Below are 15,869 nucleotides of genomic sequence, written 5' to 3' on the forward strand. Positions count from 1 at the left end.
CAGAAAATATAATATATATTACAAATATAATCCCGTCTTATTTGTTGGTCTATGAACGTGCTATCCACCATTATTTATTTTGCCTGGTTCCTGTCTGAAATACTGCTGCACCGCATTCTCCGTGGCAAGGACGCAGACGACAAGAAAAAACAGGATCAGGGCAGCCTCGCTTTTATCTGGATCGTAATTATTGTGTTCATCAATATTTCTGTATTGGTATCTGCAAAAACATCTTACCTGATTCTTCCGGGGCCTGATATGAATCGTATAGGCCTTAGCGTTATACTGCTGGGAATGGTGCTTCGCTTTGTGGCCATTGCGCAGCTGGGCCGGTTGTTTACCGTAAATGTAACTATCCGGAAAGATCATCATATCAAAAAGGATGGACTGTACAGCATATTGCGGCATCCCTCCTATGCCGGTTCCCTGCTGTCTTTCCTGGGATTCGGGTTATCGCAGAATAACTGGCTGGGATTAGCCATTGTGTTCATCCCCGTTTTTGTGGCATTTGTTTACCGGATGAAGATAGAAGAAAAAGTACTGAGCGAGAAGTTTGGAGAAGAATACACCGATTATATGAAGCATACCAGCCGGATCATTCCGTGGATATATTAGTAATTCTTTTCATGATAAAAATTCTCCCTCAAATTAAAAAGTTTGATTCTAAATTGCAGTCATAAACCTAACTGTCACCAATACACGATAAACCCAATACATACTTAAACCGAAGATTATCCTATGAAAAAAGTTCTCCTGGGCATGGCTGCCCTGGCATTTTTTGCTGCCAGCTGTAAAGACGATAAATCCGACATTGTTACACCTGATCCTCCTAAAACCGAAGACTGGTACCTTACCGGCATTGTTGTCAGGGATATTGACAACAGCGGAGCTACTTTTGGTGATAAAGACAGTATGGTAATGACTTATAACACCGACAAAACATTTAATACCCTGGAAGAAATTGCCGGTGAAAATGAAACTTATTATGCACTGGTTAAATTTATATACAATCAGCAGAAAGTTACAAAAATGACCTTGCAGGAATCAAAAACGGGAGTAGCTGAAACTATTTATGAGTGCACCTATTCGGGTGATCAGCTGGTCCGCTTTTTTGAGCCGGGCCGTTCTGCTACCAGCTACGATTCCCTGGTATATGAAAATAATAAAGTGGTAAAAGTTTTCCAGGTGAGGGCAGACAAACGCAATAATAAATCATGGGAATATACCTGGCAGAATAACAATGTGACAGAGGCCAGGGAGTTCAACGCTAATCCTACAACTTATAACCTGGAGTTAGTGAGTATCCGGAAATACACTTATAATAACGTGGCTAATCCCTACAAGTCCCTGGCTAACTTTTTACTGATGAAAGGAGATAATCCTGATATTCCGCTGCTTTCTGCAAATGAGCAGACGTCGTATACTGTAGCTAATGCGCAAAATGTGGTGTCTCATATTTATAACTACACCAGGTCCGCAAATGATAAAGGGCTGACCGTGGCCGATACAATGTGGCATAAAACGCCGGCAGAGAGTTCTGCCAAAGCCGATTATATTTCTGCTTATAAATACACAGATCTGAATAAATAATTACATCCGTATAAAAAAAGCCTCCGGAAAATTCCGGAGGCTTTTTTTATGATCCTTAATTATTGATGTTCGGATTATTCTGTAATTCTGTAATCGGGATAGCAAAGAGGTAGTATTTACTGTACGGCACGAACGGTGTTCCATCCGGTTGTTTCAGCGTCAGATGCCCCTGTGCAGACACTTTCACAAAGGTACCATCACCTCTCGGCACGCTGATAATACTATCCTGCCCGTTATAAGAGAGGAAAGGCTTCCTTACTACGGTGCCGCCTGTACGAATAATATCAGACAGTGAAAATCCTTCTCCCCACAATTCTTTTCTTCTCTCCACCAGGATAGTGTCTACCAGGCTGCCGCCGCCTTTATAAAGCGTGGCATTCCTTGCTGCACGCAATACGTTGAGGGCTTCTGCGCCTTTGGTAGTGTTGCCGCTTTGTGCATAAGCTTCTGCTTCTATCAGGTACATTTCTGCGGAGCGCATCAGCACCAGGTCGCCCACCAATGCACCGGCGTCACGGAAACGGAATTTCTTGTAGCGCAGGTAGCCTTCCTGGTCAGGCAGGGTATCCCAGTCGAATAAGCGGAAACGTACATCTGCGCTGTCGAAGAAGTTCTTAAAGTAAGGATCTGCCATAAAGCTCTGGTAGTATGAGGCCGGACTGGAAACATCGAGGAAATGGAAGTTGTAGCTGGCGTTGCTCTGGTTGGGCGTTTGCGCGTGTCCCCAGATCCATTCACCATTGTTGATATCGCTGAAGCCTTTGTTGTAATCATCGCCCGACATCAGCGGATAACCATTACGGGCAGCAACAGCAGCGGTGATGGCGCTTGTCCACTGACGATTGTAGAGGTATGCGCGGGCCAGTAAACCATTGGCTACGTTGAGATCAATTTTCCATTTCTGGGTAGCATTGCGTTGATAATTCTGCAGCAGCGGCAATGCTTTCTGCAGGTCATCAATTACCTGTTTGTACACTTCTGCCACCGTTGATTTGGCCTTTCCCGCAGTGGTTGGGCCGGATGGCTCTGTGTAGATGGGAATGGCTTTCTCGGTACCGGTTCTGTTAAACTGGTAGAAAGATGCCAGCGTGAGATAGCAATTGGCACGCAGCGCATATGCCTGGCCTTTAAGACGTTGTTTCTTATCGGCATCGCCGGTGGCATTATCCACTTTTGCGATCACATTATTACAGTTGTCGATCACCTTGTACAGAATGGTCCAGAAAGCGTTTACACGGTTCTTGGTGTTGTCTGTCATTTCAGTGTATCCATAGGAATCACGTAGTCCATACGATTGGGTTACCGCGATATCGCTGCCCATCGCGTCGCTGGTGAGATGAATGGATTTATAACCAGGCACTGCAAAGGTGAAGAACTCTTCAAACATATATGCCCAGGTACCATTGATCACGGTTTCCACGTTGTCGGCAGTATTAAACACCTGGTCGTCCGGTACGGCATTGGTTGGTTTGGTATCCAGGAAATCCTTGTTGCAGGCGCCCAATACCAAAGCAGCGATTATTATTAAGAATATATTCTTTTTCATGGTCGTAATTTTTAGAAGCTCAGATTAATACCTGCAGAAATGGATTTAATGGCCGGGTAACGATAGTAGGTGGTACCTCCTACCGATTGTTCCGGATCCAGCCCCTGGTGGTTATAGATCGTGAACAGGTTTTCTCCCTGTACATATACCAGTACATTATTAAGATGTGCTTTCTCCATTAGTGATTTGGGAAGGTTGTAGCTGATGTTCAGGCTTTTCAGGCGGGCATAGCTGGCATCATACAGGAACCGGTCGGATACGGATGTCCAGTTGGTTTGTACGGTAGTCAGTTTAGGCACATCCGTTATCTTGTTGTCCGGCGTCCAGCGGTTCAGCATTTCCGTGCTGAAAGGACGGCCTGCAGAGGTACCTGTACCCAGCAGGAACAGGTAATCCTGGTCCAGTACTTTACCACCAAGACTGTACACCATCAGGAAGGAAAGTGAAAACCCTTTGTAGGTGAATGTATTGGTAAAACCGCCGTATACATCCGGCAGGGAGGAACCATTGTAATACTGCGTAGCGGAGGAATAGGTGCCGGTAGTGCCTTTGGTGCCATCTGCATTATCGATGTACCACATAGGCAAACCTGTTTCCTGGTTTACGCCAGCCCATTTTCTCAGGTAAAAATCATAGATAGATTTACCTACCATGAGTTTTTTGGTACCGCTGATAATTTCTTTCTGCGGTAACTCGGTGATCTTATTCTTATAGTGTGTGGCGTTCAGATCAATGGTCCAGCTGAACTCTTTTGTTTTCACGGGCACTGCGTGTATGGAAGCTTCCACACCGGTATTTTTCAGCGCGCCGATATTCTCATCCACAGCGGAATAACCTACGGAAGGCGCCATAGGACGGGAATACAGCAGGTCCTGTGATTTGCGCTGGAAGTATTCTACGGTACCGCCTAAACGATTTCCAAACATACTGAAGTCAACACCAATATTTAAGTTCAGGTTGGTTTCCCATTGCAGGTTCGGGTTGTATACCTGGCGGCGGTAGGTACCGCCTTCACCGAGGTTACTGTTTACGTTCAGCAACGGGTAGTAGTTATAGAATGCATCGTCCCCGAGGTTATCGTTCCCCTGTCCGCCGTAGCTGGCGCGGAGTGTAAGCAGGTTAAGCCAGGAATTGTTTTTAAGAAAATCTTCTTCTGTCAATTTCCAGGAACCGCCTACAGACCAGAAGGTACCCCAGCGGTGATTGGGTGCGAAACGGGAAGATCCGTCGCGGCGAAGGGAAGCAGATAAAAAGTATTTTCCTACGTAGTCATATTCAGCCCTGCCCAGGAAACTGGAGAGCGTGTAAGTATCGGTATATCCCTGCAAACCCGTGATGAGAGAGGCATCCGAGAGTTCTTCCAGTCCAGGCAGGGAGAAGCCGGATTTCTGACCATCCAAAAAGGTAGTGGTGTATTTGTAGGCTTCCTGGCCTGCCAGCAGGTTCAGGTGATGCTTTTCATTAAATGTTTCTTCGTAGGTGAAAATGTTGTTGAATGTCCAGCTGAACACGCGGGTATTCAACCGTTCTATGGTTCCGCCTACTTCTGCATCAAAGCCCAGGTTGGGATTGGTGTAGTCATATTGTTGTTTGGCGGTATAATCGGCGTTATAACTTGATTTGAATTTAAGTCCGCGCCAGATAGTGGCTTCGCCATACAAACGGGCAGATAAATCATCGCGGGTGAGGCGGTGTTTATCGATAGCGGAGGTAGCCACCAGGTTGGTGTTGGTGTTTGCAGCACTGGGACGGTAGCTGCCGTAGTCAAAGATCTTATTACCGTTGGCATCCAGGATATAGGCGCCGGTGGACCGGTCGCGCTCATAAATAGGATAGAAATTTGACATCAGGCGGCCGTAGTTTACATAGTTATCGGAGCGGCTGTCTTCCGAAGGAGGCGCATCCTGTTCGGAGTGCGTACCATTCAGGTTCAGTCCTACCTTTAACCATTTCTTGGCATCAATATCAATGTTGCTGCGGAGGTTATAACGTTTGAAACCGGAAGCGAGATAAATACCCTGGTCGTTCAGGTATCCCCCGGAAACATAGTATCTTGATTTTTCGGTAGCACCGCTGAGTGCTACATCTGCTTCGGTACGTTTCCCGGTTCTTTGCATGGCATCGTCCCAGTTATCGTTCCACAGGGCTTTAGCGCCTGCTACCAGTTTCCCGTCGGTGCCTACCGGCTGCGGGAAAGCGGTGCCATAGGGGTTAATCCCTACCCTTCTTACGAGATTGCTGCTGGCCTGGGCGGCGGCAGTAGCGGGTGATAAGCCGCTGGTAAGACCGCCATTGCGGATGGCTTCCCAGTACATTTCAAAATACTGATCGGTGCTTACCCGGTCGTAATTATCCACTGCTCTTTTTGAAAAACCCTGACTAACGCGAACGTCTATATTACTTCCCTGCTTCTTTCCTTTTTTGGTGGTGATGATGATCACACCATTGGCGCCACGGGAGCCGTACAGCGCGCTGGAAGCAGCGTCTTTCAGAACGCTGATGGATTCTATGTCGTAGGGATTGAGTGCATTCAGGCTACCTCCGTAAGGCACTCCGTCTACCACGTATAACGGATCAGCGGATGCGTTGATGGAACCAATACCGCGGATACGGATGGTAGCATCGGAACCCGGCTGACCACTGGTAGACGTGCTTTGCACACCAGCTGCGAGGCCCTGTAATGCCTTGGTAACGCTGGATACCTGCCTGTTTACCAGTTCATCGCTTTTGATCTGCGAAACAGAACCGGTATAGGAACTTCTTTTAGCAGTACCATAGGCTACTACTACAATTTCATCAATATCTTTCCCTAAAGAACGGAGTGAAACATTGATGGGTGATGTGCTGATAGGCACTTCCTGTTGTTCCAGGCCGATGAAGCGGATCACGAGCGTGGTGGCGGCAGGATCAGTTACCTGGATCCTGAAGTTACCTTCAGGATCACTCACCACGCCGTTGGTAGTTCCTTTAATTACCACCGAGGCGCCTGGTAAGGGCGAATTATCTTTCGCGGAATAAACACGACCGGTCACCGTACGTGTTTGTGCAAATACTGCCACGGGTCCAATGAGCAGTAGAAAGAGAAGTAGTCGTTGTAACATAGTAAAATGTTGAGAGTTTTGCAGTGATCTGGTTTTTCCTGGCAATACCCATCCCTGTCTGTTATTGAACAGGCATTGCAGCATTGTATCCCATTGTTTTTTAACGCCGGTACAGACGGAGTTCCGGAAACAGTTATTGATCGTTGTAACCTGCTGTGGTTAAGCAGACAAATATTTATTGCTGATTTTTAATGATGGCAACAACAATAGTTGCATAAACAATATGGTTGGGTAATCTTCTCCATAAGCAAATCTTTAAATTCATTCCGTTCTATTATCCTATAATTCCTATAGACTAATGGGACGCAAAGCTATATGCTTTCATAATTAAAAACAAAAGAATTGTTAAAAATGTTGAAGAAAAGATTTTTCATGAGAATAGATTTTCAGTACAGACGCGGGTTTCATTGTTAAAAAATGTGATGAGCGGAGAACATCAACTGCCTCTGTGCATCAGCAGCACGATGATAACGCCTGAAGTGGTGAGTGTAATATTGGCTACTGCATATGCCACGGTATATCCCAGTGCGGGCACTTTGCTGTTGATAGCATCCTGTACTGCCAGCAGCGGCGCGGATTCGTCATGCGCGCCGGCGCAGGCGCCAAGACCAATAGCCGGATGAAATTTAAATACATACTTTGCCAGGAACAGCGCCAGCATCATTGGCAGCAGGCTTAGCACTACACCAGCCAGGAAAAGTGTGACACCTTCTTCTTTCAGTCCCTGCAAAAATCCTTCACTGGCGCTCAGTCCAACGATGGCGATAAATACATGCAGTCCCAGTTTGGTAAGCACCCATTGTGATGCAGCCGGGATGTAACCAAACCGTGGATGGATTCCGCGCATCCAGCCGAATACCAGCCCTGCGATCAGGGCGCCGCCACTGGTACTCAACTCCACAGGAACGTTACCGATATGTGCGCTCAAACTGCCAAATAAAGCACCCGCCACAATGCCGGCTGCGAGGTAAACAATATCTGTTTCCACGCCTCCCCTTTCTTTATAGCCAATGATGGCAATGGCCTTGTCCAGGTCTTCCTGGATACCCACCAGTTCTACCACATCGCCTTTTTGTATCACGGTAGATGCGTGCAGCGGCATCTCAATACCGGCGCGTAAAATTTTACGCACGCTGATACCATGAAAATCCGGGTGTTTTGCAAATGCCTTCAGGGGCTTGTTGCTGGCGGCTTTGCTGGTGATGATCACGGTTACTGACTGTACCGGGAACGTGAGCAGTTCCTCATCGGCTACTTCTTTTCCCAACAGGGATGCTGACGCAATGGCCGCCGCACGCTGGCCACCCACCGCAATAATATCTCCCGGCTTAATTATAAAATCAGGGGAAGCTTCCATCAGCTTTCCTTCTCTTCTGATGCGCAGGATGTAGAGATGTCTTTTCCTATCATGAAAGATGTCTTCTAATTCACGGATGGTTTTACCATCACCGGTAAGTTCCGGGTTAACAAGATAAGCGCGGAAAGCTACCTGGTCGTAGGCGTTGGTAACATTCTCCTCTTCTTCTGCACCAGCATCTGTTATTTTTTCTTCCAGCTCCTTTGTTTCCTCTATCAGCTTGGCACGGCTGCCAGACATAAACCACGGGCCTATTACAGAAAGGAACCAGCTGGTACCGGCGGTACCAAAAATATAGGTAACCGCATACGCCACCGGGATCTGGTTGATGAGCGTATTTTTTTCATCGTCTGTAATATTGAGTTCATTGATGGTATTTGACGCCACGCCGATAATAGCAGAGCAGGTATTAGCCCCGGACATTAGCCCTGCGGTAGTACCTGTTTCAAAACGCAGCAGGGAAGCCAGCCCCCAGCAAAATAACAAACTGCTGCAGCATACTATAAATGAAAACAACGCCAGTGGCAATCCATCTTTTTTAAGTCCCTGGAAAAACTGCGGACCGATACCATAGCCGGTACAAAATAAAAAGAAGAGAAAGAAAATAGATTTTGTTTCTGACGGGATACTGATGTGAAAGCTGCCGATGGCAATCCCCACCAACAGCACACCGGTAACGGTACCGAGGGTAAAACCTTTTATATGCACCTTGCCAACCAGGAAGCCGGTCAGGAGGGTTAGCATCACCGCTATTTCGGGGTATTTCTGTAACGTGTTTATCAACCAGGGGAGCATAATTGGAATTTAAGATTGCGCTTATACTACAATTATGATCACCGGTTGGTTCAGGGCAGGTATTATTCTTTAGGCCAATCCTTTTTCAAAACCTTCATCAATCAGCCAGTTGCCGCTGTCGGCCGCTGCTGTAGCCAGTTCATCACAGCGGTTGTTGAAAGGGTTGCTGGCGTGGCCTTTCACCCATTGCATTTTTACCTGGTGTCTTTTATACAACGGTATGAAACGCAGCCAGAGGTCTTTATTTTTTTTGTCTTTAAAATTAATTTTCACCCAGCCCCATAGCCATCCTTTCTCAATACTATCCACTACATATTTGCTGTCTGTAAAAACAGTTACTGTTAGTCCATCCTTCTTCAGTGCTTCCAGCGCAACAATAACGGCCAGCAGTTCCATCCTGTTATTGGTCGTTTTACGGTAGCCCTGTGATAATTCTTTCCGGACGTTTCCCCATATGAGTACTACGCCATACCCACCCGGACCGGGATTACCGCGGGATGCACCATCTGTATATACTACCAGTTCAGCCATGTTCAATTTTAAAGAAGCGCGAAGATAAGGAAAAGTGCGGAGGGGATCGAACACTTTCCCCTCCGTTCCTTACACCTGGAATACGCCTACACTAAAAGGCTGTTCCACCGGTGCGTTGTTGGCTGCTTTAATACCTTCTGCAATTCTTATCCGGGTATCGGCGGGATCAATGATATCGTCTACCCACAACCTGGAAGCGGCGTAGTAGGGAGTTGTCTGCGCGTAATATTTATCGGTAATTTCTTTCAGCAGGCGGGCTTCTTCTTCGGGTGTGATCACCTGTCCTTTTGCTTTGAGAGAAGCCACCTGGATCTGCAATAATGTTTTGGCCGCCTGCTCTCCTCCCATCACCGCAATTTTAGCGGATGGCCAGGCATATATAAAGCGGGGATCATAGGCTTTACCACACATGGCGTAGTTGCCGGCGCCATAGGAATTACCAATGATGATGGTGATTTTTGGCACCACGGAATTAGCCACGGCATTCACCAGTTTAGCGCCGTCTTTGATAATACCGGCGTGTTCGCTTCTGCTGCCTACCATGAATCCTGTTACATCCTGTAGAAATACGAGGGGAATTTTTTTCTGGTTACAGTTCATGATGAAGCGGGCTGCTTTATCGGCGCTGTCGTTGTAGATAACGCCCCCCATTTGCATTTCGCCTTTTTTGCTTTTTACAATTTTACGTTGATTGGCAACGATGCCTACCGCCCAGCCATCGATGCGGGCGTAGCCGCAGATGATGCTTTTGCCGTAGTCCTGTTTGTATTGGTCGAGTGTGTTGGCATCTACAATACGGTCAATGATGTCCAGCATATCATAGGGCCGGGAGCTGTCGGCCGGCAGCACGCTGTCCAGTTCATCGGCAGGCTTTGCCGGTGGCTGCGGTTCAACCCGGTCGAAGCCAGCATTACCGGTGTGACCGAGTTTGCTTACAATGCGTTTGATCTGATCGAGGCATTCCTCATCAGATTTGAATTTATAATCGGCGATGCCGGAGATCTCTGTATGTGTAACGGCGCCTCCTAACGTTTCCGCATCTACGTCTTCCCCGATGGCGGCCTTTACGAGGTAAGGTCCGGCGAGGAAGATGGAGCCGTTGCCTTCCACCATGAGCACTTCATCGCTCATGATAGGCAGGTAAGCGCCACCGGCCACGCAACTGCCCATTACTGCAGCGATTTGCGTGATGCCCATTGCGCTCATGCGGGCGTTGTTACGGAAGATGCGGCCAAAGTGTTCTTTGTCGGGGAATATTTCATCCTGCATGGGAAGGAATACGCCGGCACTGTCTACCAGGTAGATGACCGGCAGCCTGTTTTCCATAGCGATTTCCTGGAGGCGCAGGTTCTTTTTACCGGTCATGGGGAACCAGGCCCCTGCCTTTACGGTCATGTCGTTGGCCACAATCATACATTGCCGGCCGCTTACATACCCGATTCCTCCTACGGTGCCTGCTGCGGGGCATCCGCCATATTCTTCGTACATGTCGTAGGCGGCAAATGCACCGATTTCGGTAAAGGGGGTGTCTTTATCGATGAGGTATTGAATGCGTTCCCTGGCAGTGAGCTTACCTCTTTGTCTCACTTTCTCCAGGCTTTTCTTTCCTCCGCCCTGTTCTATTACGCCCAGGCGTTGTTTCATGGTGCTGATTGCCATCCGCATAGCATCTTCATTTTTGTTGGTTTCCAGTTGCTGCTGATCCATAACGATGGTTTTTATATTCTTTAAAAATAAGGGAAAGAATTCAGTAAATTACGAATAACGGGAAGGCTACCGGTGTTTGGCGCCGGATATCTTTTAAAATAAAAATCCTATTGTATGTCTTTATTACTGGAGCATTTAGCCTTATCGCTTGAAAATCTTTACAATGGCGCGCCCTGGATTGATGTTACCTTCCAGGAGCATCTTTCGCGTATTGATGCGCAACAGGCGGTAAAATCTTTCGGGGAATCCAATAATACCTGGGAGATTGTTAACCATGTGATTTTCTGGCACCAGCGGGTGCAGCGATACATGCACAATGAGGCGCCGGAGCAGGACGGGGATCTGCCTGATTTTTATATGCCGGAAAACCACGGGGAAGAAAACTGGGAGGCAACCAAACACCGGCTGGCGCATTCTTTTGAGCTGATGGCCGCTACCATCCGCAAATTCCCGGAGAAAGAGCTGTTTGACACCTTTCCGGGAACGGAACATAGGGCCATTTATTACATACAGGGACTCGCTGAGCATGATGCGTATCACCTGGGGCAAATCGTACTGCTGCACAAATATGCCTGATGGCAAGCTTAAAATAAATCCATGTCGTAACGCTGTTCATACAGCTGCTGCCCCCACAGTTGCAGGTATTTTTCGCCCGTTTTGCGGAAGCCGGCATTCTTGTACAGGGCAATGGCGGTTTCCTGCATGCTGGTAGTCATCAGGTATACTTTCTGGTAATGTTTTTCTTTACAGAAGGCCAGTGCTTCCTGTAATAGTTTCTTGCCAAGACCTTTACCCCTAAAATCGGGATGGATGAGGAACCAGCGCAACTGCGCCAGGTGGCGGGAAGATCCCAGGATGGCTACGGAACCCACAATCTGATCGTTTACGGTAGCGAGAAACATCCTGTCTTTGGCCGGATTATAGGTGGGGAGAAATTCATAGAACGTCTTACAAACATATGCCTCAAACTCCAGGTTATACCCTGATTCCTTCGCATACAATTGCCCGTGCAGGTAGATAAGGTATCCTACATCCCCCGGCTGGAGGTTATAACGGATATGGATATCCGAAGTTTGTTCGCCCGGTTGCGCAGATAATACCTGTTCAATGGTTTTCATGGCGCCGGCCACCTGTTGTTGTTGTTTTTCAGAGAGATGACCGGTGATCTGTTGAATTTCCCGGTTAGATTTATCTTCCAGGCCGGCCAGCATTTTTTTACCGGCGGCGCTGAGATAAAGAAAAAACGTACGTCCGTCGGCGGTAGACTGCTGCCTGTTCAGCCACCCGTTCTTCTCAAACTTTTTCAGCAGGCGGCTGAGATACCCACCATCAATTTTCAGGATGGCTATTAATTGCCCCGCCGTGCATTTTCCAAGCTGCCCTATTTCAAATAAAACCCTTACTTCAGACAGCGACAGGTTGCTGTCCAGGATGTGCTGGTTCAATAGCCCGATCATGCCGGTATAGAAACGGTTAAAGCGACGGATATCACCTACAACCGGAGATTCGACAGTCATACTTACTTGTTTTCCAGACAAAAGTAAATAAATACTTGACAAAAGCAAATTTATTATTTGCCTTTGTCAAGTATTTAAAAGAAGGGATTGCGATGGGTAATATCAGCGTTTTGATTTCAGGCGGCTGAGGGTTTCCTGCGAGATATTTAAGTAAGATGCCACCAGTTTATTGGGCAGGCGTTGCACGATATGGGGGCTTTCGTCCAGCAGCCGGCGATACCGTTCACCGGCGCTTTGCGTGATAAAAGACATCAGCCGGCTCGTATTGATTACATAGGCATTTTCGAGGTAGCTCCGGTAAAATTTCTCCCAGGAGGGAATTGTATCCAGCAGGTAATAAAAATCGTTGCGGGAAATGGACAACAACTGGGAAGGCAATACTGCCTGTATAAATTCGTGGGAGGTTTGCTGTGCAATAAAGCTCATCAGGCCGCAGGCAAAATTATTTTCAAAAGCCAGGTAGCGGGTGGCTTCCTGCCCGTTTTCATCAATGAAATAAATCCGTATACAGCCGCCGGCAACAAAAAAGATATTCCTGGCCACCTCTCCTTCCGTTAGCAGCAGCTGGTTACGGCCAGCCTGCAACGGTTTGAAGTGTGATAGTATTACGCCGAGTTGTGCGTCGGTAACACTGATTTTACTGAGTATAAAAGCGGATAATTGTTCGTACATGATCAGGCGTTATTACGGCGTCCTTGTGTTCTCAGCACCAAATATATCAATAAAGCAGCGACTGCCACCAGCACGGCCGCCACCAGGAATACAACCGAGATGGCGTGTGTGATAGTGCCGCTTTTGACCAGGAGCGCGAACACAGCTCCCAGTACAGCCGTTCCCGTTATATGGCCGGTGGTGCGTGCCAGCGATAACAACCCGCTCATCAGTCCGCGTTGCTCCAGCGCTGCCAGTTCCATCACGGCCGTGTTATTGGGTGTTTGGAAAAAAGTGAGTCCCAGCTGGATCAGCCCGATGCGCCACAGGAAACCAAAGATCCCCTGTCCGGTGCTAAGGCTGCTCATGGCCAGGCAACCGGCCACCATTACCAGTACGCCTGCCAGCATTACCTTACGGGCATGGAACCGGTCGGCGGCCTTGCCCGCAAATACACTCAGCACCGCGGTTACCAGCGGACCAAAAGACATCAGCAACCCGGTTTGTAATGGTGTGTAATGTCCTTCATTTACCAGGTAAAAGGGCAACAGCACTACGGTGGCCATGATCACTGTATACACCAGCCAGGCCGCCAGCAGGCTGGCACTGAGCAGGGAATTGCGGAACAGCTGCAGTTGCAGAAATGGTTGCGGTACTTTCTTTTCATATCTTATAAATAACACCAGTCCGGCTGCGAACCCTGCCAGCAACAACAATACCGGCTGGCTCAGCGGGCCTTTATCCTCCATAAAGGTCATACCCATACAATAACAAACCAGTACGCCTGCCAGAAGGATCATGCCGGTCCAGTCGGTTCGCTGCCGCGCCGCCTTCGCCACCACCGGTACATGCCTGCGTACTAACGTATACGCCACTACGCCGATGGGAATATTTACCAGGAACATCGACTGCCATCCCAGCGTGGAAATGAGGATGCCGCCGCAGGTAGGGCCGGAAGCGATGCCTAGTGGCACCATCATGGTAAGCCAGCCCATTGTTTTGCCCAGCCGGGCTTTTGGTACCATATCGCCGGCAATAGCAAAACTCAGCGAGAGGCAGAAGGCCGCGCCAACACCCTGTAAGCCCCTGCACACAATAAGGGTACCGGTTCCCGGCGCAATGCCGCAACCCAGTGAAGCCACCGTGAACAGCGCAATACCGGCGAGATATAATTTCTTCTTGCCAAAAATATCTCCCAGGCGGCCAGCCCCTGCAATCAGTGCGGTGAGCAATAACATATAGCTAAGCACTACCCATTGGGCCGACGCAAAAGATGCATGGAGTTGTGCTATTAATACCGGCAATCCCACGATGACGATGCTGGTATCGAGGTTTACCATAAAAAGGATCAGGGCGATACCGGTTACTGCCGCCTTCACGCCCCATGAACCGGGCAACAGCTGTTCCGCCACCGGCGGGGCTTTCATTGTTAAATCAGACATATTGTTTTTTTTGATGACGCAAAGATGCCCCTAACCTTTTCCCTGAAAATTGATCCACGTCAAAAAATCAGCAGCGGAATTTCCATCCCCGGTGAAGTCCGGAAGATATTATATTTGCGTTTTCGCTCTTTTGCGCCTTTAGCGGGAAAGTAGTATCTTGATTAAATTTGATTTATGTCTCCAGGATTATTATTCTCATTCGTCATTGCCTACTTCGTCATCCTGCTGGTGGTAGCCTGGTATACGGGCCGCAATTCCAACAACGACTCCTTTTTCATCGGTAACCGCAACAGTAACTGGATGCTGGTGGCCTTTGGAATGATAGGCACCTCACTGAGCGGGGTTACTTTTGTAAGTGTGCCCGGCGCCGTTGGGCGCGACGCCTTTTCCTATATGCAGATCACCCTGGGGTATTTTATCGGGTACATTACCATTGCCTATGTATTGATACCGCTTTATTACCGGCTGCAATTAACATCTATCTATAATTACCTCGACAGCCGCTTTGGAAGAAGTGCCTATAAAACCGGCGCCTCCTTCTTTATCCTCTCCCGTACGCTGGGCGCAACCGCAAGACTATACCTGGTAGTGAGGATTTTACAGGATGCCATCCTCTCCAGTTTTGGCGTGCCTTTCTGGCTAACCACCATTATCATCTTATTTATGATATTGCTGTACACGTATGAGGGCGGCGTAAAAACAATTGTATATACCGATACCCTGCAAACTACCTGTATGCTGGCCGGACTGGTAATTTGCGTAGGATATATCCTGCATACCATGAACCTTAGTTTGGGAGAAAGTTTTACGGCCATGGGTGAAAGGGGGCTGACAAAGATCTTTAATACCGATCCGAACGACAAGCTCTTTTTCGTAAAACAGATTGTGGCGGGCGCCTTCATCACCATCACTATGACCGGTCTTGACCAGGAGATGATGCAGAAAAACATCTCTGTAAAAACTTTAAAAGACTCGAAGAAGAACATGGTGTCGCTGGCTTTTATTATGGTGATCGTTATTGGCCTGTTCCTTTTCCTGGGTGGTTTACTTCATTTATATGGCGCGCAGCAACAGGTTACTGCCACCGGCGATAAATTATTCCCGGAGCTGGCATTGCATCATATGCCGCCGGTGATTTCCGTGATCTTCATCATTGCGCTTATCTCTGCATTGTTTCCCAGTGCCGATGGCGCGATGACAGCCCTCACCTCTTCCCTCTGCATCGACATCCTCGATATGCAAAAACGTACCGACTGGACCGAAGCAGAAAAGAAAAAATACCGTCAGCGTATTCACCTGATGATGGCATTTATCTTCCTGCTTTTTGTAATGGTATTTGAATGGGTGAATAACCAGAGCATGATAGGCGTGATCCTGAAAGTGGCTACTTATACGTATGGACCGCTGCTCGGGCTTTTTGCTTTTGGCATTTTAACCAAACGCAAGGTGCATGATGCACTGGTGCCGGTGATTTGTGTGGCTGCGCCATTGCTTTGCCTGGTGGTAGATGTGTACCAGACGCACATTTTTGGTAAATTCCAGATAGGGCTGGAACTGTTGATCATCAACGGGCTGTTTACTTTCCTGGGATTATTGCTGATTTCCCGTAAAGACTGACGATATTACCCGGAT

The 15,869-nt window shown here is 48.0% G+C and carries 12 protein-coding genes; 4 read left to right on the forward strand and 8 right to left on the reverse strand.

What is annotated here, in order from left to right:
- The first annotated feature begins 51 nt into the window (after positions 1-51).
- A complete protein-coding gene (locus B5Z18_RS00480) occupies positions 52-615 on the forward strand; it encodes a methyltransferase family protein (RefSeq protein ID WP_079467458.1) in 564 nt (187 codons plus the stop codon).
- 123 nt (positions 616-738) lie between these two features.
- The gene (locus B5Z18_RS00485; RefSeq protein ID WP_079467459.1) at positions 739-1,590 is read left to right on the forward strand and encodes a hypothetical protein; all 852 of its coding nucleotides are present in this window, start codon (positions 739-741) and stop codon (positions 1,588-1,590) included.
- 55 nt (positions 1,591-1,645) lie between these two features.
- Here B5Z18_RS00485 and B5Z18_RS00490 read toward each other — a convergent pair whose 3' ends face one another.
- From B5Z18_RS00490 to B5Z18_RS00510, 5 genes are all read right to left on the reverse strand, one after another.
- On the reverse strand, positions 1,646-3,136 hold the full coding sequence (locus B5Z18_RS00490; protein WP_079467460.1) for a RagB/SusD family nutrient uptake outer membrane protein: 1,491 nt from the start codon (positions 3,134-3,136) through the stop codon (positions 1,646-1,648).
- Between the two features lie 11 nt (positions 3,137-3,147).
- Complete coding sequence (locus B5Z18_RS00495; RefSeq protein ID WP_079469924.1) at positions 3,148-6,237, reverse strand: SusC/RagA family TonB-linked outer membrane protein; 3,090 nt, start codon at positions 6,235-6,237, stop codon at positions 3,148-3,150.
- A gap of 436 nt (positions 6,238-6,673) precedes the next feature.
- Positions 6,674-8,389, reverse strand: a complete 1,716-nt coding sequence (gene aspT / locus B5Z18_RS00500; protein WP_079467461.1) for an aspartate-alanine antiporter — start codon at positions 8,387-8,389, stop codon at positions 6,674-6,676.
- 69 nt (positions 8,390-8,458) lie between these two features.
- Positions 8,459-8,920: a ribonuclease HI gene (gene rnhA, locus B5Z18_RS00505; RefSeq protein ID WP_079467462.1), complete on the reverse strand. Its 462-nt coding sequence runs from the start codon at positions 8,918-8,920 to the stop codon at positions 8,459-8,461.
- A gap of 69 nt (positions 8,921-8,989) precedes the next feature.
- Positions 8,990-10,627 (reverse strand): acyl-CoA carboxylase subunit beta, encoded by a 1,638-nt coding sequence (locus B5Z18_RS00510; RefSeq protein WP_079467463.1) that lies wholly within the window; start codon positions 10,625-10,627, stop codon positions 8,990-8,992.
- Between the two features lie 114 nt (positions 10,628-10,741).
- Here B5Z18_RS00510 and B5Z18_RS00515 point away from each other — a divergent pair, with 114 nt between their 5' ends.
- The gene (locus tag B5Z18_RS00515; protein WP_079467464.1) at positions 10,742-11,203 is read left to right on the forward strand and encodes a DinB family protein; all 462 of its coding nucleotides are present in this window, start codon (positions 10,742-10,744) and stop codon (positions 11,201-11,203) included.
- An 8-nt stretch (positions 11,204-11,211) separates the two neighbouring features.
- Here B5Z18_RS00515 and B5Z18_RS00520 read toward each other — a convergent pair whose 3' ends face one another.
- From B5Z18_RS00520 to B5Z18_RS00530, 3 genes are all read right to left on the reverse strand, one after another.
- Complete coding sequence (locus B5Z18_RS00520; protein ID WP_079467465.1) at positions 11,212-12,144, reverse strand: bifunctional helix-turn-helix transcriptional regulator/GNAT family N-acetyltransferase; 933 nt, start codon at positions 12,142-12,144, stop codon at positions 11,212-11,214.
- Positions 12,145-12,246: 102 nt separating this feature from the next.
- Positions 12,247-12,816, reverse strand: coding sequence for a Crp/Fnr family transcriptional regulator (locus B5Z18_RS00525; protein ID WP_079467466.1), 570 nt, complete (start codon positions 12,814-12,816; stop codon positions 12,247-12,249).
- A 2-nt stretch (positions 12,817-12,818) separates the two neighbouring features.
- On the reverse strand, positions 12,819-14,237 hold the full coding sequence (locus B5Z18_RS00530; protein ID WP_079467467.1) for an MFS transporter: 1,419 nt from the start codon (positions 14,235-14,237) through the stop codon (positions 12,819-12,821).
- Between the two features lie 174 nt (positions 14,238-14,411).
- Here B5Z18_RS00530 and B5Z18_RS00535 point away from each other — a divergent pair, with 174 nt between their 5' ends.
- Complete coding sequence (locus B5Z18_RS00535) at positions 14,412-15,854, forward strand: sodium:solute symporter (RefSeq protein ID WP_079467468.1); 1,443 nt, start codon at positions 14,412-14,414, stop codon at positions 15,852-15,854.
- Positions 15,855-15,869 lie beyond the last annotated feature (15 nt).

Origin of the sequence: Chitinophaga ginsengisegetis (assembly GCF_900168065.1) — a bacterium.
Classification (GTDB): Bacteria; Bacteroidota; Bacteroidia; order Chitinophagales; family Chitinophagaceae; genus Chitinophaga; species Chitinophaga ginsengisegetis.